The 20,735-nt window shown below is 71.3% G+C and carries 19 protein-coding genes; 11 read left to right on the top strand and 8 right to left on the bottom strand.

What is annotated here, in order from left to right:
- The first annotated feature begins 16 nt into the window (after nucleotides 1-16).
- The 4 genes from JNB61_RS07855 (at nucleotide 17) to JNB61_RS07840 (ending at nucleotide 3,246) form a co-directional block, all read left to right on the top strand.
- Nucleotides 17-889, top strand: coding sequence for an ABC transporter ATP-binding protein (locus tag JNB61_RS07855; protein ID WP_116195005.1), 873 nt, complete (start codon nucleotides 17-19; stop codon nucleotides 887-889).
- Nucleotides 889-1,698: an ABC transporter permease gene (locus JNB61_RS07850; RefSeq protein WP_220289014.1), complete on the top strand. Its 810-nt coding sequence runs from the start codon at nucleotides 889-891 to the stop codon at nucleotides 1,696-1,698. Before JNB61_RS07855 ends, JNB61_RS07850 begins: the two co-directional genes overlap by 1 nt.
- A complete protein-coding gene (locus tag JNB61_RS07845) occupies nucleotides 1,695-2,555 on the top strand; it encodes an ABC transporter permease (protein WP_220289013.1) in 861 nt (286 codons plus the stop codon). The genes JNB61_RS07850 and JNB61_RS07845 overlap by 4 nt, the downstream gene beginning before the upstream one ends.
- Nucleotides 2,556-2,628: 73 nt before the next feature.
- Nucleotides 2,629-3,246, top strand: coding sequence for an LOG family protein (locus JNB61_RS07840; RefSeq protein ID WP_220289012.1), 618 nt, complete (start codon nucleotides 2,629-2,631; stop codon nucleotides 3,244-3,246).
- Nucleotides 3,247-3,280: 34 nt separating this feature from the next.
- Here the strand turns inward: JNB61_RS07840 and JNB61_RS07835 are convergent, their stop codons facing one another.
- From JNB61_RS07835 to JNB61_RS07810, 6 genes are all read right to left on the bottom strand, one after another.
- Entirely contained in the window at nucleotides 3,281-3,961 is a 681-nt protein-coding gene (locus JNB61_RS07835) for a YoaK family protein (RefSeq protein ID WP_159849116.1), read from the bottom strand.
- Nucleotides 3,962-4,025: 64 nt separating this feature from the next.
- Nucleotides 4,026-5,285, bottom strand: coding sequence for a Zn-dependent hydrolase (locus tag JNB61_RS07830; protein ID WP_220289076.1), 1,260 nt, complete (start codon nucleotides 5,283-5,285; stop codon nucleotides 4,026-4,028).
- A 56-nt stretch (nucleotides 5,286-5,341) separates the two neighbouring features.
- Nucleotides 5,342-6,574 carry a pyridoxal-phosphate-dependent aminotransferase family protein gene (locus JNB61_RS07825; RefSeq protein ID WP_220339263.1) on the bottom strand — a complete coding sequence of 411 codons (1,233 nt, stop codon included), beginning with the start codon at nucleotides 6,572-6,574 and terminating at the stop codon, nucleotides 5,342-5,344.
- Nucleotides 6,571-8,196 carry an AtzH-like domain-containing protein gene (locus JNB61_RS07820; protein ID WP_220339262.1) on the bottom strand — a complete coding sequence of 542 codons (1,626 nt, stop codon included), beginning with the start codon at nucleotides 8,194-8,196 and terminating at the stop codon, nucleotides 6,571-6,573. Before JNB61_RS07820 ends, JNB61_RS07825 begins: the two co-directional genes overlap by 4 nt.
- Nucleotides 8,189-9,280, bottom strand: coding sequence for an acetamidase/formamidase family protein (locus JNB61_RS07815; protein ID WP_220339261.1), 1,092 nt, complete (start codon nucleotides 9,278-9,280; stop codon nucleotides 8,189-8,191). Before JNB61_RS07815 ends, JNB61_RS07820 begins: the two co-directional genes overlap by 8 nt.
- An 89-nt stretch (nucleotides 9,281-9,369) precedes the next feature.
- The gene (locus JNB61_RS07810) at nucleotides 9,370-10,671 is read right to left on the bottom strand and encodes a dicarboxylate/amino acid:cation symporter (protein WP_220289008.1); all 1,302 of its coding nucleotides are present in this window, start codon (nucleotides 10,669-10,671) and stop codon (nucleotides 9,370-9,372) included.
- A gap of 295 nt (nucleotides 10,672-10,966) precedes the next feature.
- Here JNB61_RS07810 and JNB61_RS07805 point away from each other — a divergent pair, with 295 nt between their 5' ends.
- Nucleotides 10,967-11,689 carry a FadR/GntR family transcriptional regulator gene (locus JNB61_RS07805; protein WP_220339260.1) on the top strand — a complete coding sequence of 241 codons (723 nt, stop codon included), beginning with the start codon at nucleotides 10,967-10,969 and terminating at the stop codon, nucleotides 11,687-11,689.
- A 41-nt stretch (nucleotides 11,690-11,730) separates the two neighbouring features.
- On the opposite strand, the gene allB is transcribed toward JNB61_RS07805, so the two are convergent.
- Complete coding sequence (allB, locus tag JNB61_RS07800; RefSeq protein WP_220339259.1) at nucleotides 11,731-13,140, bottom strand: allantoinase AllB; 1,410 nt, start codon at nucleotides 13,138-13,140, stop codon at nucleotides 11,731-11,733.
- A gap of 183 nt (nucleotides 13,141-13,323) precedes the next feature.
- Here allB and uraD point away from each other — a divergent pair, with 183 nt between their 5' ends.
- From uraD to JNB61_RS07785, 3 genes are all read left to right on the top strand, one after another.
- Nucleotides 13,324-13,851 (top strand): 2-oxo-4-hydroxy-4-carboxy-5-ureidoimidazoline decarboxylase, encoded by a 528-nt coding sequence (gene uraD / locus JNB61_RS07795; protein WP_220339258.1) that lies wholly within the window; start codon nucleotides 13,324-13,326, stop codon nucleotides 13,849-13,851.
- A 5-nt stretch (nucleotides 13,852-13,856) separates the two neighbouring features.
- Nucleotides 13,857-15,041, top strand: a complete 1,185-nt coding sequence (hpxO, locus tag JNB61_RS07790) for an FAD-dependent urate hydroxylase HpxO (RefSeq protein ID WP_222855275.1) — start codon at nucleotides 13,857-13,859, stop codon at nucleotides 15,039-15,041.
- Between the two features lie 464 nt (nucleotides 15,042-15,505).
- Nucleotides 15,506-16,093, top strand: coding sequence for a pyridoxamine 5'-phosphate oxidase family protein (locus tag JNB61_RS07785; protein WP_220289003.1), 588 nt, complete (start codon nucleotides 15,506-15,508; stop codon nucleotides 16,091-16,093).
- Nucleotides 16,094-16,120: 27 nt separating this feature from the next.
- On the opposite strand, the gene JNB61_RS07780 is transcribed toward JNB61_RS07785, so the two are convergent.
- Complete coding sequence (locus tag JNB61_RS07780) at nucleotides 16,121-16,639, bottom strand: adenine phosphoribosyltransferase (protein ID WP_159847946.1); 519 nt, start codon at nucleotides 16,637-16,639, stop codon at nucleotides 16,121-16,123.
- A 74-nt stretch (nucleotides 16,640-16,713) separates the two neighbouring features.
- On the opposite strand from JNB61_RS07780, the gene JNB61_RS07775 reads away from it, so the two are divergent.
- From JNB61_RS07775 to JNB61_RS07765, 3 genes are read left to right on the top strand one after another with little or no spacing between them, the layout of a single operon-like run.
- A complete protein-coding gene (locus JNB61_RS07775) occupies nucleotides 16,714-18,396 on the top strand; it encodes a glycoside hydrolase family 13 protein (RefSeq protein ID WP_220339256.1) in 1,683 nt (560 codons plus the stop codon).
- 36 nt (nucleotides 18,397-18,432) lie between these two features.
- On the top strand, nucleotides 18,433-19,452 hold the full coding sequence (locus tag JNB61_RS07770; RefSeq protein ID WP_159847952.1) for a LacI family DNA-binding transcriptional regulator: 1,020 nt from the start codon (nucleotides 18,433-18,435) through the stop codon (nucleotides 19,450-19,452).
- A gap of 35 nt (nucleotides 19,453-19,487) precedes the next feature.
- Nucleotides 19,488-20,714 carry an amidohydrolase gene (locus JNB61_RS07765; RefSeq protein WP_220289001.1) on the top strand — a complete coding sequence of 409 codons (1,227 nt, stop codon included), beginning with the start codon at nucleotides 19,488-19,490 and terminating at the stop codon, nucleotides 20,712-20,714.
- Nucleotides 20,715-20,735 lie beyond the last annotated feature (21 nt).

The following is a 20,735-nucleotide window of genomic DNA, read 5'->3' as shown; positions in this document are numbered from 1 at the left end:
GGATCGGCACCGCATCATGACCGAGACCGATATCACGGATGCCGCGGCCACCGCGTCGCCGGCGGGGGAGACCTCGCCGGCGGCGCCGGCCCTGACTCCCGCGCAGGGCACCGGCATCCGCATCGACGGGCTGAGCAAGACGTTCCAGACCGGCCGCGGCGGGTCCGTCACGGCCCTGCAGGACACCCACCTGCACACCGACAAGGGATCCTTCCTGGCGCTGCTCGGCCCTTCGGGCTGCGGCAAGTCGACGATCCTCCGCATCCTCGCCGACCTCGAGACGCCCACCACCGGCGAGGTCTACGTCGACGGCAAGACCCCCGCCCAGCTTCGTCGCGACAGCGAGCTGGGCATCGCGTTCCAGGACCACGCGCTGCTGCCGTGGCGCAGCGTGCTCACGAACATCCGGCTCGTCTTCGAGATCGCCGGCCGCCGCCCCGACAAGGCCTACATCGACGAGCTCATCGCGCTCGTGGGGCTGAAGGGCTTCGAGAAGGCGAAGCCCGCGCAGCTGTCGGGCGGCATGCGGCAGCGCGTGTCGATCGCCCGCGCGCTGGCGCTGAAGCCCTCGGTGCTGCTGCTCGACGAGCCGTTCGGCGCGCTGGACGACATGACGCGCCAGAATCTCAACCTCGAGCTGCTGCGCATCTGGACCGAGAAGCCCGCCACGACGCTGCTGGTGACGCACGGCATCTCGGAGGCGATCTTCCTGTCGGACCGTGTGGCCGTGATGTCGCCGCGACCCGGGCGCATCAAGGAGATCATCGAGGTCGACCTGCCGCACCCCCGCACGCCCGACATGCAGCGCTCACCCGAGTTCCATGAGCTCGTCGACCGCGCCTCGGAGCTCCTCTTCGGCGCCGACGGCCGCGCGGCTGCGGAGTCCTGATGCGCGGGCGCGCCCTCCCGGGCTGGCTCGCGGGCCTCATCGGCGCGGCGGCGCTCATCGCCGCGTGGTGGCTGTTCTCGGTCACGGTGTTCCGCCCGCCGCCGGGAACGACGTTCACGCCCGTGCCCTCACCGTTCGTCGTGTTCCAGACCATCTGGCAGGACGGGCTCGCCGCGTACTGGTCGGTGTTCCAGGTGACGATCACGGAGGCCGCGATCGGCTACGCGTGGGGCAACGGGCTCGCACTGCTCATCGCCGCGACCGTGCTGCTGCTCCCCCGCATCGAGACGATCGTCGTGCAGATCGCCGTGGTCAGCTACTGCCTGCCGGTGGTCGCGGTCGGCGGCATCGCGATCGTCGTGCTCGGCGGCGCCAAGCGCGCCGGCGACCCGAGCGCGACGGCGATCTTCCTGGCCGCGCTGGCGGTCTTCTTCACGACCGTGGTCGGCGCGCTGCTGGGCTTCCGCTCCTCCGACAGAGCGAGCCTCGACGTCGTGCGCGTCTACGGCGGCTCGCGGTTCACGCAGCTGCGCAAGGTGCGCCTGATCGCTGCGCTTCCCGCGATCCTCAACGCCCTTCAGATCGCCGTGCCGTCCGCGTTCCTCGGCGCGATCCTCGGCGAGTACATGGGCGGCACCGACCGCGGCGTCGGCATCACGCTGATCCGCCTGCAGGGCGATCTCGACTCCGCGCGGGTGTGGGCGGTGTTCCTGCTCTCGGCGGTCGTCGCCCTCATCGGCTACGCGATCGTCGGCCTCATCGCACGCGCGGTGACGCCGTGGGTGTCAGGCAAGGGAGTGACCTCATGACCGCCACCGCTCCTGCGGCCATGCCGCTCGAGGCGACCCCGCACACGGCCAAGCGCGCCACCGCGATCTCACGGGCGGTCGGCCGGTCGCTCCTGAACGCCCTCCTCACGTTCGTGATCGTGCTCGCCCTGTGGTGGGCCGTGGTGAACCTGACCGGCATCTCGCCGTATGTCGCGAAGGGCCCGGCAGACGTGTGGGAGTTCTTCTTCACGTCGCCCGAAGCCGCCGAGAACCGTGCGGAGATGATGCCGCTTCTGGCGCAGACTCTCTCCGATGCCGCGCTCGGCTTCGTCGTGGGCATGGTGGTGGCGATGGTGCTCGCCCTCGCCTTCTCACTGTCGCGATCCGTCGAGATGGGCGTCATGCCGCTCGCGCTGCTGCTGCGCTCCGTGCCGCTGGTCGCGATCGCCCCGGTCATCATCCTGATCACGGGACGGGGGACTCCGGCATCCGTCGCGGTCATCGGCTCGATCGTGGTGCTCTTCCCGGCACTGGCGTCGATCATGTTCGGTCTCAGCCGCGCGTCGAAGGAGAGCCTCGACCTCGTGCACGTGTACGGGGGCGGCCGGCCCACGCAGCTGCGCAAGGTGAACGTGCCGGGCGCGCTGCCCTCGCTGTTCGCGGCGGCACGCGTATCGGTGCCGGGAGCCGTGACCGGTGCCTTGCTCGCCGAGTGGCTCTCGACCGGACAGGGCATCGGGGGCATGATCCAGAAGTTCAGCGCCTCGGCCCGCTTCGACGAGCTGTGGGCGTCGGTCGCCCTGATCACGATCGTCACGCTGCTGCTCTACAACCTGGTCCAGATCGCCGAGAACATCGTGCTCGCCCGCATGGGAATGACGACCTCCTCCCGCTGACGCACAGGAGGATGATCGGCGGATGTTCCCGCGCTGTCACGGCATGGAAACACCCGCCACCTAGCGTCGGTTCATGGAACGCTTCACGATCACGGTCTTCTGCGGTTCGTCCCCCGGCAGCGACCCGGTCTACGCGCGGGCGGCCCGAGCGGTCGGCGAGGCGATCGGACGCGCCGGTATGAACCTGGTGTACGGCGGCGGGCACGTCGGTCTCATGGGCACTGTCGCGGACGGGGCGCTGCAGGCCGGAGCTCACGTCACCGGCGTGATCCCGCGGGCGCTTCAGGCGCGCGAGGACGCCCACCACGAGATCAGCGAGCTGGTGCTCGTCGACACGATGCATGAGCGCAAGACGATCATGGCCGACCGCGCGGACGCCTTCCTGGCGCTCCCCGGCGGTCCGGGGACGCTCGAGGAGCTGACCGAGCAGTGGACGTGGGCCCAGCTGGGCATCCATGAGAAGCCGGTCGCCGTGCTCAACATCGCCGGCTATTTCGACCCGTTGCTCGCGTTCGTGGCGAACATGCGCGACCGCGGCTTCACCCACCCGCGCTACACCGACATGCTCGTGGTGGCCTCCGAGCCCGATGAAGCTCTCGCGCGGCTGCGCGACTACGTGCCGCCCGTGCGCTCGGAGGCCTCCCCGGGCGCCGAGATGACCGGCGCGCTGTCGATTCCGCTCCGCCCCTGACATCGAGGCATCCGCTTCGGAGTCAATCGCTGGATCAGGCCGTGCGCGCCCGCCGGTGAACCTCGCCGGCGACCACGACGATCGCCGTGACCGCGGCGGCCAGGAGCACGCTCCACGAGAAGTGGAGGTCGACCAGATGCGCACCGGCCCACGCACCCAGGCCGATCAGCAGCACCGACAGGAGCCGGCGGGGCCACGGACTGCCGCCGTTGCCGCCCGCGAGTCGCGAGTCGTAGACGAGACCCACCAAGGTCGACGTGACGACGACCGTGGTGACGTCCTTCGCGCCGACAGCGCGTGCGGCGCCCGCCTGGACGCCCATGGCGAGCCCGAGGAGCGCGGTGAGCACGTTGTGGTCGATGGCGTCGATGCTCTCGCGCGCGGCGCCCAGACCGGCCGCGGCGAGAAGTGCGATCGTCACGAGAAGCAGCAGCAGGCTCGTACGGCCCGACCATCCCGACGCCGTGCCCCGGCCCGCCCTTCCCGCGATCGCCGCGCCGGCGATGAACGCGACCAGAGCGACGATCGGGCCGACCACCGGCAGGTCGTCCGCGCCGGCGAGACCCATTCCGAGGATCACGACGTTGCCGGTCATGTTGCCGGTGAAGACGCGGTCGAGCCCGAGGTACCCCGCCGCGTCGATCACACCCGTCGAGAAGGTCAGCGCGAGCATGCACCACAGCTCGACCCGCTCCGGCTCCTGCCTGCCCCACATCGCTCTCACGAACTCCTCGATCCCTTCCCTGTCACAGCGGCACCCGGCCGCCGGCGCCTCGACGTCACGCGCGGTCGGCGGCGAGCTGCAGCACCGACTCGGCGAGCGCCTGGATGCCGCGGGCGACATCGCCCGCCGACACGGCCTCATCGGGGTGGTGGCTGATGCCGTCGGGGTTGCGCAGGAACAGCATCCCGACCCCGGTCAGCGCGCCGATGGCCATCCCGTCGTGTCCGGCACGGCTGAAGATCACCGCCGGGTCGTCCGCGCCGGCGGGCAGTGTCGACGCGATGCCCTCTCGCACGACATCCTGCAGCAGCGGCGCGCAGAAGACAGCCGGTGCGGAGTGCACTTCGCGGGCGCGCCACCGCAGCCCCCGGCGCCCCATGATCTCGTCGATCTCGCGCTCGATCGCGAGCCACACCCGGTCGCGCTCACCGTCGAACTCGCCGCGCAGGTCGAGCGACAGGCGGGCCTCGCCGGGCACGACGTTGACCGCGCCGGGGTACGCCTCGAGCCGGCCGACCGTTCCGATGATGTGGTGCTCGCCTCGGCAGATGCGCTCGACGGCGAGCGCCGCCTCGGACGCACCGAGCAGCGCGTCGCGCCGCCGGTCGTACGGCGTGCCCCCCGCGTGCCGCGCCTCGCCCTCGACCGTGAGCTGGAACCGACGCGCCGACGCGATGGACGACACCACCGCGAGCGACTCACCCCGGTCGTCGAGTTCGGGCCCCTGCTCGATGTGCGCCTCGAGATAGCCGACCAGCTCGTCGGGGCGCCTCGCGGCCTCGGCCACGCGCCCGGGGTCGAGCCCGAACTCCAGGAACGCCTCGCGCAACGTCGTGCCGTCCGCGTCCGTCAACGCCCACCAGTCGTCACTCCACTGACCCGCCACCGCCGACGAGCCCAGCAGCGCCTTGCCGAACCGGGTGCCCTCCTCGTCCGAGAACGCGACGATCTCGAGCGCGAAGGGCAGCGCAACGGTGGATGCCTCGTCCCGCGGTGCGGGCGTCCGCAGCAGCCGCACCACCTCGAGGGCCATCAGCACCCCCACGATCCCGTCGAACCGACCGGCATCGGGCACGGTGTCGAGGTGCGAGCCGAGCAGCAGCGCCGGGGCGTCGGGATCGGGCGCGCCGCCTGCCGCGGCGCGATCGATGCGGCCGAGCTGATTGCCCACCGCATCCTGCCGGGTGGTCATGCCGACCTCCCGCATCCACTCGGCGGCGAGCCGGTTGACGCGCGCGTGCTCAGGCGAGAGGTAGACCCGCTCGATCGATCCCGGCGTCGCCGAGATGCGTGCGAGCTCGTCACAGCGAGACATCACACGGCGCGCGGCGACCGCGATGCGGTCGCGGTCGACGCCGGCGAGGAGGGCCCTCACGCGCGCCCCACCCGGTAGGCGTCGGTCGCCGCCTCGACTCCCCCGCCGGCGGGGACCGCCGCCCCGAATCGGCGCAGCACGGCCTCGAGGGCGGCGAGGGTGGTGAGCACCGCGTCCTCGCGGGCGTTGTAGCCCATCGTGCCGATGCGCCACACCCGCCCGTGCAGCGGGCCGAACGACGTGCCGATCTCGATGCCGAAGTCCTCGAGGAGCGCCGCCCGCGCGGCGTCGCCCGGCACGCCGGCAGGGATCTCGACGGCGACGACGTTGTTCATCTTGTGAGAGGCGTCGCCGAACACCTCGAGACCCAGCCCCTGCACGCCGGCGAGCATCGCCGCCCCTGCCAGCCGGTGTCGCTCGATCACGGCGTCGCGCCCCTCGAGCAGCAGCACGCGCGCGCATTCGCGCGCGGCGTACAGCATGGAGGTCGCCTCGGTGTGGTGGTTGAGGCGCCGGGGTCCCCAGTAGTCGAGGATCATGCCGAGGTCGAAGTAGTTCGAGCGCACGAAGTCATCGGCCGACGCGTCGCCGTCCTCGCGGATGCCCGCCTCGATGCGCGCACGCGACCGCACCACCTCGACAGCGCGGTCCGACAGCGTGATCGGCGCCGACCCCGAAGGACCGCCCAGGCACTTCTGCAGGCCCGCGGTCGCGGCATCCACACCCCATTCGTCGGCCTCGAACGCGTTGCCGCCGAGCGACGCCGTGGCGTCGGTGTAGAACAGCACGCCGTGCTTCGCGCACACCGGGCCCACCTCGTCCAGCGGCTGGTTCATCGTCGTGGAGGTGTCGCCCTGCACGAGCGCGAGCACCGTCGGCTTCACCCGCACGATGGCCTCTTCGATCACCGACACCGGGAAGACCTGCCCCCACGCGGTCTCGATCGTGTGCACCTCGGCCATCGCCCGTTCGGCGATCTCGGCGAGCAGGTGGCCGAACCTGCCGAACACGGGCACCAGAACGCGGTCTCCGGGCCGGATGAGCGAGATCAGCGCCGCCTCGATCCCGGCGCGCGAGGTGCCGTCGATCACCAGCGTCGCGTCGTTCGCCGTGCTCCACACGCCCCGGTACAGCTGCTGCGTCTCGGCCATCGTCGCCGTCATGAACGGGTCGTACTGCCCCACGAGCGGTGCGGACATCGCCCGCAGCACGCTCGGATACGCCGAGATCGGCCCCGGGCCCATCAAGAGGCGCGCGGGCGGGTCGATCGGGCCGGGGATCAGGGTCATCGGTTCACTCCAGAGGCGGAAACTCGGTCGGCGAGCCGGCGCGCGAGACGCACCAGCGCGATGTCGGTGCCCTCGCGCGAGATGAGGCACACGCCCACCGGCGCGGGGCCCAGAGGAGACGGCACGGTGAGCAGCGGTGCCGACAGGGCCGGAAGGCCCGCCACCGCCGCCGGCGTCGTCATGCGCAGGGTCGCGGTGCGCACGGCGTCGAGCCGCTCACCGGCGAGCCCTCGCGCAGGCGCTGCATCCGGTGCGGTCGGAAGCAGCAGCACGGCGCCGCGCACCCGGTCGCGCACGAGGTCGCGGAGCGGGGCGAGATGGGAGCGAGCGGATGCCTCGTCCTCGGCCGTCACCGCGGCGGCGGCGCGGAACCGCTCGGCGACGGCGGGGCCGACCGCCCCCGGGTGGTGCTGAAGCCAGGCGCCGTTGTTGCGCCACGCCTCGGCGGCCTGCACGGTGCGGAACGACACGAGGTAGTCGTCGAGGTCACCGAGCGAGACACGCTCGATCGCCGGGGCATCCGGCCCTTCGGCGAGGGCACCCAGCAGCGTGTCGAATGCGTCGCGCGTCGCGGGCCCCACCGCGTCGAGCGCCTCCTCGGGCACGGCGAACCGCCACGGGAGGTCCTCGCCGGACTCCCCCCATCGGCCGCGGCCGAGATCGTCCTGGTCGGTCGCCGCCGACGCGTCCGACCCGTCGTAGCTCAGGCACCAGTCGGCCACGCGCTGGAGCGTGTCGCCGTCGCGGGTGAGCCAACCCACGGTGTCGAACGACTGCGCGAGCGGCAGCATCCCCTGCCGAGGCACCAGCCCGTGGGTGGTTCGCAGACCCCACAGACCCTGGTACGAGGCGGGGACCCGCACCGATCCGGCGGTGTCGGTGGCGAGGCCGATGTCGGCCTGACCCGTCGCGACCGCGGTGGCCGGCCCGCTCGACGATCCGCCCGGGAGGGCGCCCGGCAGCGCGCCGTTCGGCGGTGTGCCGTAGTGGGCGTTGTCGCCGGCGATCGAGTACGCGAACTCGTCGGTGCGGGCGATGCCGCGCAGTGATGCCCCGCCGCGCAGCAGGTCCGAGACAGCGGGCGCGGTCGTCGTCTCGGGGCGCGCGCTGTCGAGGTAGACCGGGTTGCCCGCGCCGATCCGGTAGCCCTTGATGGCGAAGAGATCCTTGACGGCGACCGTGAGCCCCGCCAGCGGTCCCTCCCACGCTCCCTGGAACAGGGGGTCGCCGACGGTGCGCCACACGGTGCGGTCGAGCGGCTGCGCCCGCGGGGTGACGTGGGCCGCGGTGATGCGCCACGCGCCGTCGATCCGCTGCCACAGCTGCGTCTGCAGGCCGCGCCCGCCGCCGGCGTAGCGCGAGACGGACACCAGGAGCGCAGCATCCGTCCCCACCGGCCGGTACTCGATGCGCTCGATCGTGCGCGGCGCGACCCCGCCTCGCGTGCCCCGGAAGGCCGAGATCGCGTCGTGCCCGACCAGCAGTCCGGCCCCGTCGCCGCGCAGGGTGTCGGGACCCGGCGCGAAGGTGTCGTCGAGCACCGCGATGTCGTCGACGACGATCGCCGCCTCGTAGCGCTCGAAGGCCGCGAGGAGATCTGCGGGGACGGATGCCTCAGCCACGGGTCACCGCCCCGAAATCCGCCTCGCGGATGCGCGCGTGAACACCGCAGACGATGTCGACGACCTGCGAGATGTCGAAGTCGGCCGCCGCGGAGAGGTAGGCGTAGGCGAGGTGCTCCGCCATGCCGTACCGGGCCTGCAGAAGGGCGAGTGCCGCGCGGACCGCCTTGCGCATCGCCTCGCCCAGGTCGGGGTCGAGCCCGGTCGGCACGAGGTACTCGTCGGTGTGCACGAGCGGCCCGGCGAGCTCGCCGAACGCGGCGAGCGCCTCGTCGCGCGGCACCACGTCGAAGCGCAGCGTGGCGCGCAGCGACGCTTCGAGCGCGGTGAGCGCGACCTCGCCGTCCCCCTGCGCGAAGTGAGGGTCGCCGACGTACGCGAGGGCCCCCTCGACCTGCACCGGGAGGTAGAGCACGGCCCCCTCGACGAGCAGCTTGATGTCGATGTTGCCGCCGTGCGCGCCGGGCGGCACCGAGTGCGGCCGGTCGTCGGAGTCGACGGCGACGCCCATGGTGCCCAGGAACGGCGCGAGCGGGAACTCCACGACCCGATCGCCCCCCTCGATGAGCGGCAGCGCGCCGACCAGGCCGGTGTCGCGTCGCTCGACGGGAGCGAAGACGCTGACGTTCGCACTCCCGCGGGGCAGCTCGCCCGGCAGCGCACCCTTGCCGTGACGGTTCGAGATCACGCCGTAGGGAACGCGGGGGTCGAGGTGCTCCACGGTGATCTTCAGCAGGTCTCCCGGCGCCGCGCCGGCGACATGGATCGGGCCCGTGACGACATGGGGCCCGTCGGCCGCCGGGTCGCGTGCGAGGGCGGCGGCGATCTCCACGGCGTCCTCCAGGACGGATGCCGGGTCCACGCCGTGCGCTCCGAAGAACGCGAGCGGGTCCTTGCCCTGGTCTTCGAGGATGCCCTCGTGGCTCACCGTGTCGATCGTCACGGTCTCACCCGGCGCGATCGTGAGCACCGCAGCATCCGTCCGACAGGGCAGCCGCCCCCACATCACCGTGGCGGGCGTTGCCGGAAGGTAGTGGTCGCCGGGCCGGGGGCCTGTTCCCGGCTGCAGGATCGTCGTCGACATGCTGTCAGTGAACCCCACCGAGGTTTCGTTCGCATGTCGGGGCGTCATGCCGGGTGCGCCCGCGCCGGGCTCTGCGAATCTCGAACGCATCAGTCGGCAGCATCCGCCTTCTCGAACTGGGCTTGCAGCTCGACGAGGTCGACCGAGTCGGTCGTGACCGACTTCTTGCCGTCATAGACGTCGCGATCGATCTCGTTGCTGGCGTTCGCGACGAGCATGGCGACGAAGGTGTCGCCGTTGACGTTGAGGAAGGTGCGGAAGATCCCGGCGAACCAGTCGACCGCGATGAGCAGCCCGACGGCCTCGAAGGGCAGTCCCAGCGACGTCGCGAGGAACATCGCGACGACGGGGAAGCCGCCGGGCACGGTGATGGTGCCCATGTTCAGAAGGATGGCGAGAGCCATTCCCAGGACGATCGTGCCGAAGTCGAGGGTCATGCCGCCCGACTGCGCGAGGAACATGACCACGATCATGTAGTTGAGCACCGCACCGTACGAGCCCATGGTCAGCCCGACCGAGAGCGTGAAGTTCGCGACGTTCTGGCTCACGCCCACCTTCTCGACCGCCGAGCGCAGCACGGTCGGGAAGGTCACCGCCGAGCTCGTCGTCGTGATCGCGATCAGCGTCTGGTCTGCGAGCTTGCTCGGCAGCTTCGCGGGGTTGAGGCCCGTGCGCAGCCAGACGACCGCGACGAACAGGGCGAAGACGATCAGCACGCCCAGCAGCGTCGATCCGAGGTACTTGAGGGCGCTCGTCACGACCGCGAATCCGACGGTGCCGGCGAGATTCGCCAGCAGGCAGAACACGCCGATCGGTGCGATGAGCATGACGAACCGGATCATCGTCAGAACGACCTGCTGGATCGAGTCGAACAGGTCGAGCACCATCCGGTTGCCCGTCTTCGCGATGTAGGCGTTGAGGGCGACACCGAACAGCAGCGAGAAGATGATGATCGGCACCATGGTCGCAGTCGACATGGCGGCGAAGATGTTCGTGGTGATGAAGTTGAGGAGGGTGTCCTGCCAGCCGGTCGCCTCGCCTGCGGCGTCCTGCAGCGCCGGGTCCACGGCGCCGGTGAAGTCGATCCCCGCCCCGGGCTGGATGACGACGCTGATCCCCCATGCGACGATCGCGGCGACGACCGAGAAGCCGATCATCCACTTGAACGTGCGGAAGGCCATCTTCCCCATCCCGGATCCGCTCATCGAGCCGGTCGCGACGATCACCGAAGTCATCACCAACGGCACGATCGACATCTGGATCAGCCGGATGAACATGTCGCCGATGAACTTGAGGTTCGCCGCCCACTCGCCCACCAGGAGGCCGAACGCGATCCCCAGGATCGCCGCGACGCCGATCTGGAACGCCGGGTGCTTCACGGTCTTCTTCATGTCGGCTCCATTTCGCTTGACGTCAGAGCAAGCTCGGACGCGAGGTGCGACCAGGCTAAGGAGCTTCACTTCTCGAAAAAGCCGAATTGGTAGGACCGTAACGCGGGTTTTACACGGCAACCGATCTCCGAAACGTGGCGTTTACGTACCCGAGTGGTGATCACCGTGCAATTGGTCCTACCGAGGGAGGGTGACGCGCCCCGCACGGCGGGTGCAGCCCGCCGTGCCAGACTGGGGAGGCAGCCGAGGGGTCGCGCTGCGTCCACACCGCCTGTGGCCCGTCTGGAGGGCAATCGTGACCGACCGCCTGCAGCTCGGTCCGCTCGCCCGGGAGGGCGGGTCGGTCGCCGACGACGTCGTTCGTCATCTGCAGCGTCTCATCGTCACCGGGGTGCTCGCGCCCGGCGAACGGCTCGCCCCGGAACGCACTCTCGCCGCGGAGCTCGGGGTCTCGCGCAACGCCCTGCGCGAGGCGCTGCTGCGCCTCGAGCTGCTCGGGCTGCTCGACCGGCGGCAGGGCCGCGACACGCGTGTGTCGGCGAACCTGCCTCTGACCAGCACCTTCACGGCGCACCTCGAACAGGATGCCGCCCGGTTCCACGACTCGGCAGAGCTGCGCACCGTCGTCGAGCCGCAGATCGCCCGGCTCGCGGCGGGGCGGATCCAGGCGGACGAGATCGCCGCGCTGACCGAGCTGCTGCGCCAGGCCGCGGCGGCTCCCGACGCGGATGAATCGGTCCGCCTGGACGTCGCCTTCCACGTCGAGGTGGCCCGCGCGACGCGGAATGCGCTGCTGGCGTCGCTGAGCGAGCTGACCGTCGCCTGGACCGTGGAGGCACGTGTGTACTCGCATCTGGAGGACCACGGACGCCGGCTGTCGTCCGCCGGGCACGGGCGGATCCTGCGCGCACTCGCGGCGCACGACGGCGACGCGGCGGAGGCCGCCATGCGCGTGCATCTCGACGAGATCGCCGAGGTCATCGAAGCGGTCCGGGCGGGGACGCCTGATCTCTCCTGATCACGCCGGGAAGCGGCTGCGTCGCGTCCTCGGAGCGCACGTCATCTCCTGCCCGTGGCCCACTCCGCGCGCAGCAGCCTGCCGCCCGGGTGACCGCGCAAGCGCGGCGCCTCGCCGGGACCGCCCTCGGTGACGTCGTAGACCGTTCTGCCGTACAGCCACGTGCGCCGCACGCGCCCGGTGAGCACGCGGCGGTCGTAGGCCGTGATCGGGTTCTTGTGGAGGAGCTCTTCGGCGTGGATCTCGAAGGGATCGTCGACACCGAAGACGGTGAGGTGCGCGGGGGCCCCCACGGTGATCTCCCCCGCACCCTCGAGTCCCGCCACCGCGGCAGGCCCGGTCGTGTACAGCGGCAGGATCCGCTCGAAGGGGATGCCGCGGTGACGCGCCTCGGTCCATACGGCGGAGAGACCCACCTGCAGCCCGGCGATGCCACCCCACGCGAGCCCGAAGTCGCCGCCGCCCGACCGCTTCAGGTCGACGGTCGACGGGGAGTGGTCGCTCACGATCGCGTCGATCGCGCCGTCGACGACTCCCTCCCAGAGGAGGTCGCGGTTGGACGCCTCGCGAATCGGCGGGCAGCACTTGAACTCCGCGGCGCCGTCGGGGATCTCCTCCGCGGCGATGGTCAGGTAGTGCGGGCACGTCTCGACGGTCAGCGCGACGCCCTCGGCCTTGGCCGCGCGGATGGCCGGGAGCGAGTGGGCGTCGCTCAGGTGGAGGATGTGGGCACGCGCCCCGGTGCGACGCGCCTCGGCGATGACGGCGTCGATCGCCGAGGCCTCGCTCGCGGCCGGGCGGCTCGCAAGGAACGCGCCGTACTGGGGCCCGAGCGCGCCGCCGGTGGTGGGAGAGTCGTGCAACAGCGCCGGGTCTTCGGCATGCACGATCAGGCGCGAGCCGAGCGCGGCGATCTCCTCCATCGCGGCGGCGAGCTGCGCGCGGTCGAGGTGCCCGAACTCGTCCACCCCCGACGGCGAGAGGAAGCACTTGAACCCGTACACACCGGCCTCGTGCAGCGGGCGCAGCGAGCCGAGGTTCTCGGGCACCGCACCGCCCCAGAACCCGACATCGACGTGAGCGGATGCCGCAGCGGCGGCCCGCTTGATCTCGAGGGCTTGGACGGTCGTGGTCGGCGGCACGGAGTTGAGGGGCATGTCGACGATCGTCGTGATGCCGCCGGCGGCCGCCGCGAGGGTCGCCGAGCGGAAGCCCTCCCACTCGGTGCGGCCCGGCTCGTTCACGTGCACGTGCGAGTCGACGAGCCCCGGGAGCAGGACCGCGTCGTCGGGCACGATCGTCGTGCCGCGTATCCCCGAACCCGGTGTGGAGATGCCGGTGATGACGCCGTGCTCGAACTCGATGTCGGCGGGCCGGAACGCTCCCTCGATCCACGCCTGCGCCGCGCGGATGCGGCCGCTCGCGCCTCGGCGGGTGCTCACCTCGGTCATCGGAACTCCTTCTGCTCGTGGCGCCAGCATCCTCCACATGTGTTCCCGAAGCGATGCCTCCCCGTTTCGCTGGTGTGAATCGAGCGGTCCGGAGCCGACTCGCGGCGATGGTCACACGCTCGTCACAACGTCGAAACCCCCCACGCACGACACACCGGTAGCCTCCGGAGCGAGGGGATCGACGTGAGAATCGAAGAGTTCAACGAACTGGACACGGCTTCCGCCCGCGCGCTCGTGGCGGTGTGGGCGGCGATCCCCGCGTGGGTCGACGCCGTCGTCGCGGGGCGACCGTACAGCTCGGTCGACGAGCTGGCCTCCCGCGCCGCGGACCTCGCCGCCGGGTGGACGCGCGCCGACCTCGACGCCGCTCTCGCGCACCACCCCCGGATCGGCGAGAAGCCCGCGGGCGCGGGCGCAGAGGCTGCGGCATCCCGTCGCGAACAGGCGTCGATGACGGATGCCGCCGCCGATGTCGCCGGACGGATCGCCGCGGGCAACGCAGCCTACGAGGCGCGGTTCGGGCGGGTGTTCCTGATCCGCGCGGCGGGCCGCTCTGCGGAGGAGATGCTCGCGGAGCTCGAGCGCCGCCTCCGGACCGACGACGAGACCGAGGCCGCCGAGGCGACCGGCCAGCTCGCCGAGATCGCCCTGCTGCGGCTGCACGCCGCGATCCACGACGGCCACCAGGACGACGAGGGAGCTGACGCGTGAAGATCATGATCATCGGGGCCGGCGTCGGCGGCACGAGCGCCGGCATCGCCCTCAAGAACCTCGGTCACGACGTCGTCATCTACGACAAGATGCGTGAGAACAGGCCGGTCGGCGCGGCGCTGTCGCTGTGGTCGAACGGGGTCAAGGTGCTCAACTGGCTCGGCCTCGGCCGCGAGGTCGCGGCGCTCGGCGGCCGGATGGACCACATGGCCTACCTTGACGGGCACACCGGCGAGCAGCTGTGCCGCTTCAGTCTCGAGCCCGTCACACGGCAGACCGGCCAGCGTCCGTACCCGGTGGCGCGTGCCGACCTGCAGGCGCTGCTGATGCGCACGTTCGGCATGGAGCGCATTCATCTCGGCATGCAGATGGTCGCCGTCTCGGACGACGGCCACACCGTCACGGCGACCTTCGCCGACGGCTCGACCGACACCGCCGACATGCTCATCGGCGCCGACGGCGCCCGGTCGATCACGCGCGACCACGTCACCCGCGACGGCGGCGACACCCCTCGCATCGAGCGCACCTACTCGGGATACACCAACTTCAACGGGCTCATCCCCGCCGACCCGCGCATCGGCCCCGCCGACCAGTGGACCACCTACGTCGCCGAGGGCAAGCGCGCCGCCGTCATGCCCATCGAGGGCGACCGCTTCTACTTCTGGTTCGACGTGCCGCAGCCGGCCGGCCTTCCGTATGACCGCAGCTACGGCACCGCACCCCTCGTCGCGGCGTTCGGGGGCTGGGCGCCGGGTGTTCAGGCGCTCCTCGGCGCCATCGATCCGGAGGTGTCGCTCAACCGCGTCGAGATCTGGGACATCGACCCGTTCCACACGTGGGCACGCGGCCGCGTCGCGATCCTCGGCGACGCCGCACACAACACCGCGCCCGACATCGGCCAGGGCGCCTGCTCGGCGCTGGAAGACACCTTCGCCCTCGCGATCGCCGTCGCGACCAACACCGTGAGCGTCGAAGACACGCTCCGACGCTACGAACGCAGCCGCACCGAGCGTGCCGGGGACCTCGTCTTGCGCGCGCGAAAGCGCGGCGACGAGACCCACGGCTACGACCCCGACGCGACGGCCGCCTGGTACGAGAGCCTGCGCGGCGCCGACGGCGCCGGCATCATCCGCGGCATCGTCGGCAACATCGAGGGCAGCCCCATCAACCTGGGCGTCGGCGCGATCTGACGCGCCCGCCCTCCGAACCCTCTCGGCGTCATCGCCTCGCGGCGCGCCATCGTCTTCACGGCGACGGGGCCCCGGTATCCGGTCTCCGGGTGCCCGCCGCCGTCCTCCGGCAGAGGGCGCTCGCGCACTGCCTCCGCCTCCTCGTCGGACACTGGCAGTTCCCCGGATGCGCGACACCCGCTCCTCCGGGTGCGCCTGGTCCGTGGCTGTGCGGATCCGACTCGCTCGCGTGCGCTCCGTTGCGGTGGATCGACGATAGAGGGGCATTCGCGCGAGCGCCAGCCGGTCGACCAGGTCGTCGCCGGGAATTCACGTTGTGAAACAGGATTGCAATGGCCCGATACTCCGCAGCCGCACGCTTCCGGTCGCGGTCCGGTCGGAAGGTCTCGGGAAGGCGTGGCCTTCCGCCCCTTCACATCTCGTTCGCACTGAGGTACACCCGAAGGGAAGGACGGTGATGCGCGATGAACGACTCTTCCCCGGCGGGCCGCAATCCGGCCGTGGAGCGCCTCGACGCCTCCGCATGCTGGATGTACCTGCAGACTGCCGAACTCGGGCGCCTCGCCGTCGACAACGCCGACGGCGCCCCCGACATCTTTCCCGTCAACTACGTCGCCCACGAGGGAGCGCTGTACATCCGCACGGCCCGCGATGCGAAGCTTCTCCACATCGCGCAGCACCCGATGGTGGCCTTCGAGGTCGACGGTGCGGATGACGAAGACCACTATTGGAGCGTCGTCATCCGCGGCAAGGCGGAGCGCGTCACCCGCGACGAGGAGATCCGCGACAGCGGGGTCCGGCATCTCGCATCGTGGAGTCCGACGGCGAAGTTCTTCGTCATGAAGGTCGTCGCGAACACCGTGACGGGCCGGCGCTTCCCGCAGCACATGAGCCGCACGGATCCCGTCAGGGCGTTCGAGGGCGACGCGACGCGCCCGACTCCGCCCGAGTCATCGCCCCAGCCGCGCGCCGAGCGACCGGAGCCGATCCCGCACTTCACGCCGCGCACCGGTCCGCAGGACACGCTCCCGGCACCTCGCTCCGACGGGTGACCGCAGATGCCGACGGAGGGGGCGACGTCAGGCGGTGAACACCGTGTGCACGTCGCCGACGACCTCGCGGCCGCCGAGCGCCGTCAGCTCCATGAGCACCGCCGTGCCCACGACCATGCCGCCCAGCGTGTGCACGAGCTCGTGCGCCGCGACGAGCGTGCCTCCCGTGGCGAGCACGTCGTCGACCAGCAGCACCCGGGTGCCCTGCGCGATGTCGTCGTGCGCCTCGATCGTGGCGGTGCCGTATTCGAGCGAGTAGGTGACGGATGCCGCGGGCAGAGGCAGCTTGCCGGCTTTGCGGATCGGCACCAGGCCGACTCCGGCCTCCATCGCCACGGCGCCCGCGAGCAGGAACCCGCGCGCCTCGACCCCGGCGACGACGTCGAAGGACCCCTCGAACGGGGCGATCATCGCGTGGATGACGGTGCGGAGAGCTCGGGCATCCGCCAGCAGAGGCGTGATGTCACGGAACTGCACGCCCGGTTCCGGATAGTCGGGGATCGTGCGGATGAGGGATTCGGCGCGCGTGAGGGCTTCGGACAGCACCCGCCAACCCTACGCCCGGGCCTTGTGTGTCATTCGTTACGAAGGAGTGTAAGCGCTTGCAGTATGCTGGCCGGATGACTTCCCCCGAGACGCTCGAGCGCACGGACGCGTTCCTCGCCCCCATAGGCGACGAGTGGTGGCGCACCGCCGTCATCTACCAGATCTACCCGCGCTCCTTCGCGGACGCATCGGGCGACGGCATCGGCGACCTCCCGGGCATCACCTCGCACCTCGACGACCTCGCGCATCTCGGCATCGACGCGATCTGGCTGAGCCCGTTCCAGCGCTCACCCCAGAAGGACGCCGGCTACGACGTGAGCGACTACTGCGACGTCGACCCGCTCTTCGGCACCCTGGCCGACTTCGACGACATGCTCGCCGCAGCGCATGCCCGCGGCATCCGTGTCATCGTCGATCTCGTTCCGAACCACTCATCCGCCCAGCACGAGTGGTTCCAGCAGGCGCTCGCGGCGGCGCCGCACAGCGCCGAGCGCGCGCGGTACATGTTCCGCGACGGAAAGGGCGAGAACGGCGAGCTGCCGCCGAACAACTGGGAGTCCGTCTTCGGCGGCCCGGCGTGGACGCGCGTCGTCGAGGCCGACGGCAAGCCCGGCCAGTGGTACCTGCACCTGTTCGACTCGTCGCAGCCCGACTTCGACTGGTCGAACGCCCAGGTGCGCGAGGAGTTCCGCCGCATCCTGCGCTTCTGGCTCGACCGGGGCGTCGACGGGTTCCGCGTCGACGTCGCCCACGGCCTGGTGAAGGCCGAGGGTCTTCCGGACTACATCCCGAACCCGGAGGCCGGCTCCATGGGCGGGGAAGCGGAGAACGTCCCGTACTGGGGCCAGGACGCCGTGCACGAGGTGTACCGGGACTGGCGCAAGATCCTCGAGGAGTACGAGGGCCACCGCGCCCTCGCCGCCGAGGCGTGGCTGCCCACCGCCGCGCGCACGGCCGAGTGGGTGCGCCACGACGAGATGCACCAGGCGTTCAACTTCCCGTATCTCGAGACGAAGTGGAACGCCGCCGACCTCCGCGAGGTCATCGACGTGTCGCTCGACGCGTTCCCCGGCGTCGGTGCGCCCTCGACGTGGGTGCTGTCCAACCACGACGTGGTGCGCCACGCGTCGCGCCTCGCGCTGACCGCCGAGAACCCGCAGGGTCACGGCATCGGCCCGGACTCGCCGGGTCAGCCGATCCGCGAGGTGGGACTCGCTCGCGCCCGCGCCGCCACGACCCTTATGCTTGCGCTCCCCGGCTCGGCGTACCTCTACCAGGGCGAGGAGCTCGGCCTTCCCGAGGTCATCGACATCCCGGGCGACGCCCGTCAGGACCCGACCTGGTTCCGCACGAACGGCGAGCGCTACGGCCGCGACGGCTGCCGCGTGCCGATCCCGTGGAACGCGGAGGCTCCGGCTTACGGCTTCAACGAGTCGGGGGCGTCGTGGCTGCCCCAGCCCGCGGAGTGGGCGACGCTGGCGCGCGACGCGCAGACGGGCGTCGAGGGATCGACGCTCGAGCTCTACCGGACCCTTCTCGCGGAGCGCCGCGCCCGCGCGCTCGGCGCCGGTTCGCTCGAGTGGATCGACGGCTACGGCCCTGAGGCTGTGGCATTCCGCAACGGGAATGTCACCGTCATCGCGAACACCGGCTCCACCCCTCTCGCGCTTGCGGACGGTATCGTGATCGCGTCGAGCGGTCCGATCTCGGACGGCGAGCTCCCGGGCGACACGACGGTCTGGCTCGAGACCGCCTGACAGCCGCGCCGGTCTACGAGAAGGTACGGTGACGACGTGGTCAGCATCGACGAGGTCGCCCGCGCGGCGGGCGTCTCGACCGCGACCGTCTCGCGCGCGCTGAGCGGGCGCGGCCATGTGTCGGCCGGCGCGAAGGCGAAGGTCGAGGAGGCCGCCAAGAGCCTCGGCTACGTCGTTTCGGCGTCGGCATCGAGCCTGGCCTCGGGGCGCACGCGCAACATCGGCGTGCTGGTGCCCTTCCTCGACCGCTGGTTCTTCTCCACCGTGCTGAGCGGCATCGCGTCGGCGCTGATGCGCCGCGGGTACGACATCACGCTCTACAGCCTCACCGCCGACCGCGCCGAGCGCCACGACGTGTTCGACACGTTCCTCAGGCGCCAGCGCGTGGACGGGGTCATCGCGATCTCGCTCGAGCTCGGCCAGGAGGAGACGGAGCGCCTCGTCGAGCTCGACCTGCCGGTGATCGCGATCGGCGGGCCCAACCCACTGCTCACGACCCTCACGGTGGACGACGTCGCCGTCGCGCGCCTGGCCACCGAGCACCTGCTCGCGCTCGGCCACCGACGGATCGCGCACATCGGCGCGAGCCCCGAGTTCGACATCGACTTCCACATCCCCACGCAGCGCCGGCAGGGCTTCGAGCAGGCGCTGGCCGACGCCGGCATCGAGGTCAGCCCGTCGCTGTTCGAGCCCGCCGACTTCACCATCGAGGGCGGCTTCCGCGCGGCCAAGCAGCTGCTGGGCAAGCCCGGCAGCCGGCCGACGGCGATCTTCGCGGCATCCGACGAGATGGCGATCGGGGCGCTGCTGGCCGCCCGCGAACTCGGCTACCGGGTACCCGAGGACCTCTCCGTCATCGGCATCGACGGCCACGAGCTCGGCGAGTTCTTCCGTCTCACCACGGTGGACCAGTTCCCCCTCGGCCAGGGCGAGCGCGCGGCCGACGCGATCCTCGAAGCGCTGGAGTCGACGGATGCCGAGATCCCCACGCACCGGCCGGGCGAGCTGCCCTTCGACCTGATCGTTCGGGGCTCGACCGCCCGCCTTCCCCAGTAGGACGGGCGCGGAGGTCCCCCGTTAGGCTCGACCGCATGACCCTCGACCTCGAAGCGATCTACGTCGATCTGCACCGGCATCCGGAGCTGTCCTTCCAGGAGACCCGCACGGCGGGGGTGATCACACAGCACCTGACCGGGCTCGGCATCGAGTTCGAGGAGGGGATCGGAAAGACCGGCATCGCCGGGGTGATCCGCAACGGCGAGGGACCGGTCGTGTGGCTGCGGGCCGACATGGACGCCCTTCCCGTTCCCGAGCAGACCGGTCTCGAGTACGCGAGCACGGCGCGGGGCACCGATCCCGCCGGCAACGACGTGCCCGTGATGCACGCCTGCGGCCACGACATGCACGTCACGGCGCTCCTCGGAGCCCTCGAGCGCCTGGTCGCCACGAAGGACGAGTGGTCGGGCACGATCGTCGCCGTCTTCCAGCCCGCCGAGGAGTACGGCGCGGGCTCGCAGGCGATGATCGCCGACGGCGTGCTCGACCGCTTCCCGAAGCCCGACATCGTGCTCGGCCAGCACGTCACCCCGCTCCCCGCCGGCACCATCGGCGTGCGCAGCGGCACGCAGATGGCGGCCTCCGACGGCATCACGGTCACCCTGCTGGGTCGCGGCGGCCACGGCTCCCGCCCCCAGGCCACGATCGACCCCGTCGTCATGGCGGCGGCCACGGTCATGCGCCTGCAGACGATCGTGTCGCGCGAGGTCGACCCGCGCGACGTCGCGGTCGTCACCGTCGGCTCGATCCACGCGGGCCTCAAGAACAACATCATCCCGGCCGAGGCGAAGCTCGAGCTGAGCCTGCGCTACCCCGACGACGAGGCCCGCGCCCGCGTGCTCGAGAAGGTCGAGCGCATCGTGCGCGCCGAGGCGCAGGCCTCGGGCGCAGAGGAGCCGCCGGTCATCGTCACCGACCACACGCTCCCCCCGACGATCAACGACGTGCACGCGACGGCGCGCCTGGTCCTCGCGTTCGACGCGGCGTTCGGCGAGGGGACTGTCATCGACCCCGGCATGTTCACCGGCAGCGAGGACGTCTCGTGGTTCGCCCGCGAGGCCGGCGTGCCGCTCGTGTTCTGGTTCTGGGGCGGCGTCGACCCCCAGAAGTTCGCCGAGGCGTCGTCGGCGGGCACGGTCGAACGCGACATCCCCACCAACCACTCGCCGTTCTTCGCACCGGTGCTCCAGCCCACGCTGAGCCGCGGGGTCGAGGCGCTCGTGGTCGCCGCGCGCGAGTTCCTCGCCGAGCCGACGGCGTAGACGGCAGACGGATGCTGCGGG

This window comes from Microbacterium ureisolvens, assembly GCF_019511645.1.
Taxonomy (GTDB): Bacteria; Actinomycetota; Actinomycetes; order Actinomycetales; family Microbacteriaceae; genus Microbacterium; species Microbacterium ureisolvens_A.
This window is presented reverse-complemented; position numbering and strand designations above follow the sequence as displayed.

Bases quoted from the DNA above. Each gene is read 5' to 3' on its own strand.
- JNB61_RS07855 (WP_116195005.1), top strand. From the start codon at position 17: ATGACCGAGACCGATATCACGGATGCCGCGGCCACCGCGTCGCCGGCG.
- JNB61_RS07850 (WP_220289014.1), top strand. From the start codon at position 889: ATGCGCGGGCGCGCCCTCCCGGGCTGGCTCGCGGGCCTCATCGGCGCG.
- JNB61_RS07845 (WP_220289013.1), top strand. From the start codon at position 1,695: ATGACCGCCACCGCTCCTGCGGCCATGCCGCTCGAGGCGACCCCGCAC.
- JNB61_RS07840 (WP_220289012.1), top strand. From the start codon at position 2,629: ATGGAACGCTTCACGATCACGGTCTTCTGCGGTTCGTCCCCCGGCAGC.
- JNB61_RS07835 (WP_159849116.1), bottom strand. From the start codon at position 3,961: ATGTGGGGCAGGCAGGAGCCGGAGCGGGTCGAGCTGTGGTGCATGCTC.
- JNB61_RS07830 (WP_220289076.1), bottom strand. From the start codon at position 5,285: ATGTCTCGCTGTGACGAGCTCGCACGCATCTCGGCGACGCCGGGATCG.
- JNB61_RS07825 (WP_220339263.1), bottom strand. From the start codon at position 6,574: ATGACCCTGATCCCCGGCCCGATCGACCCGCCCGCGCGCCTCTTGATG.
- JNB61_RS07815 (WP_220339261.1), bottom strand. From the start codon at position 9,280: ATGTCGACGACGATCCTGCAGCCGGGAACAGGCCCCCGGCCCGGCGAC.
- JNB61_RS07810 (WP_220289008.1), bottom strand. From the start codon at position 10,671: ATGAAGAAGACCGTGAAGCACCCGGCGTTCCAGATCGGCGTCGCGGCG.
- allB (WP_220339259.1), bottom strand. From the start codon at position 13,140: ATGACCGAGGTGAGCACCCGCCGAGGCGCGAGCGGCCGCATCCGCGCG.
- hpxO (WP_222855275.1), top strand. From the start codon at position 13,857: ATGATCATCGGGGCCGGCGTCGGCGGCACGAGCGCCGGCATCGCCCTC.
- JNB61_RS07785 (WP_220289003.1), top strand. From the start codon at position 15,506: ATGAACGACTCTTCCCCGGCGGGCCGCAATCCGGCCGTGGAGCGCCTC.
- JNB61_RS07775 (WP_220339256.1), top strand. From the start codon at position 16,714: ATGACTTCCCCCGAGACGCTCGAGCGCACGGACGCGTTCCTCGCCCCC.
- JNB61_RS07765 (WP_220289001.1), top strand. From the start codon at position 19,488: ATGACCCTCGACCTCGAAGCGATCTACGTCGATCTGCACCGGCATCCG.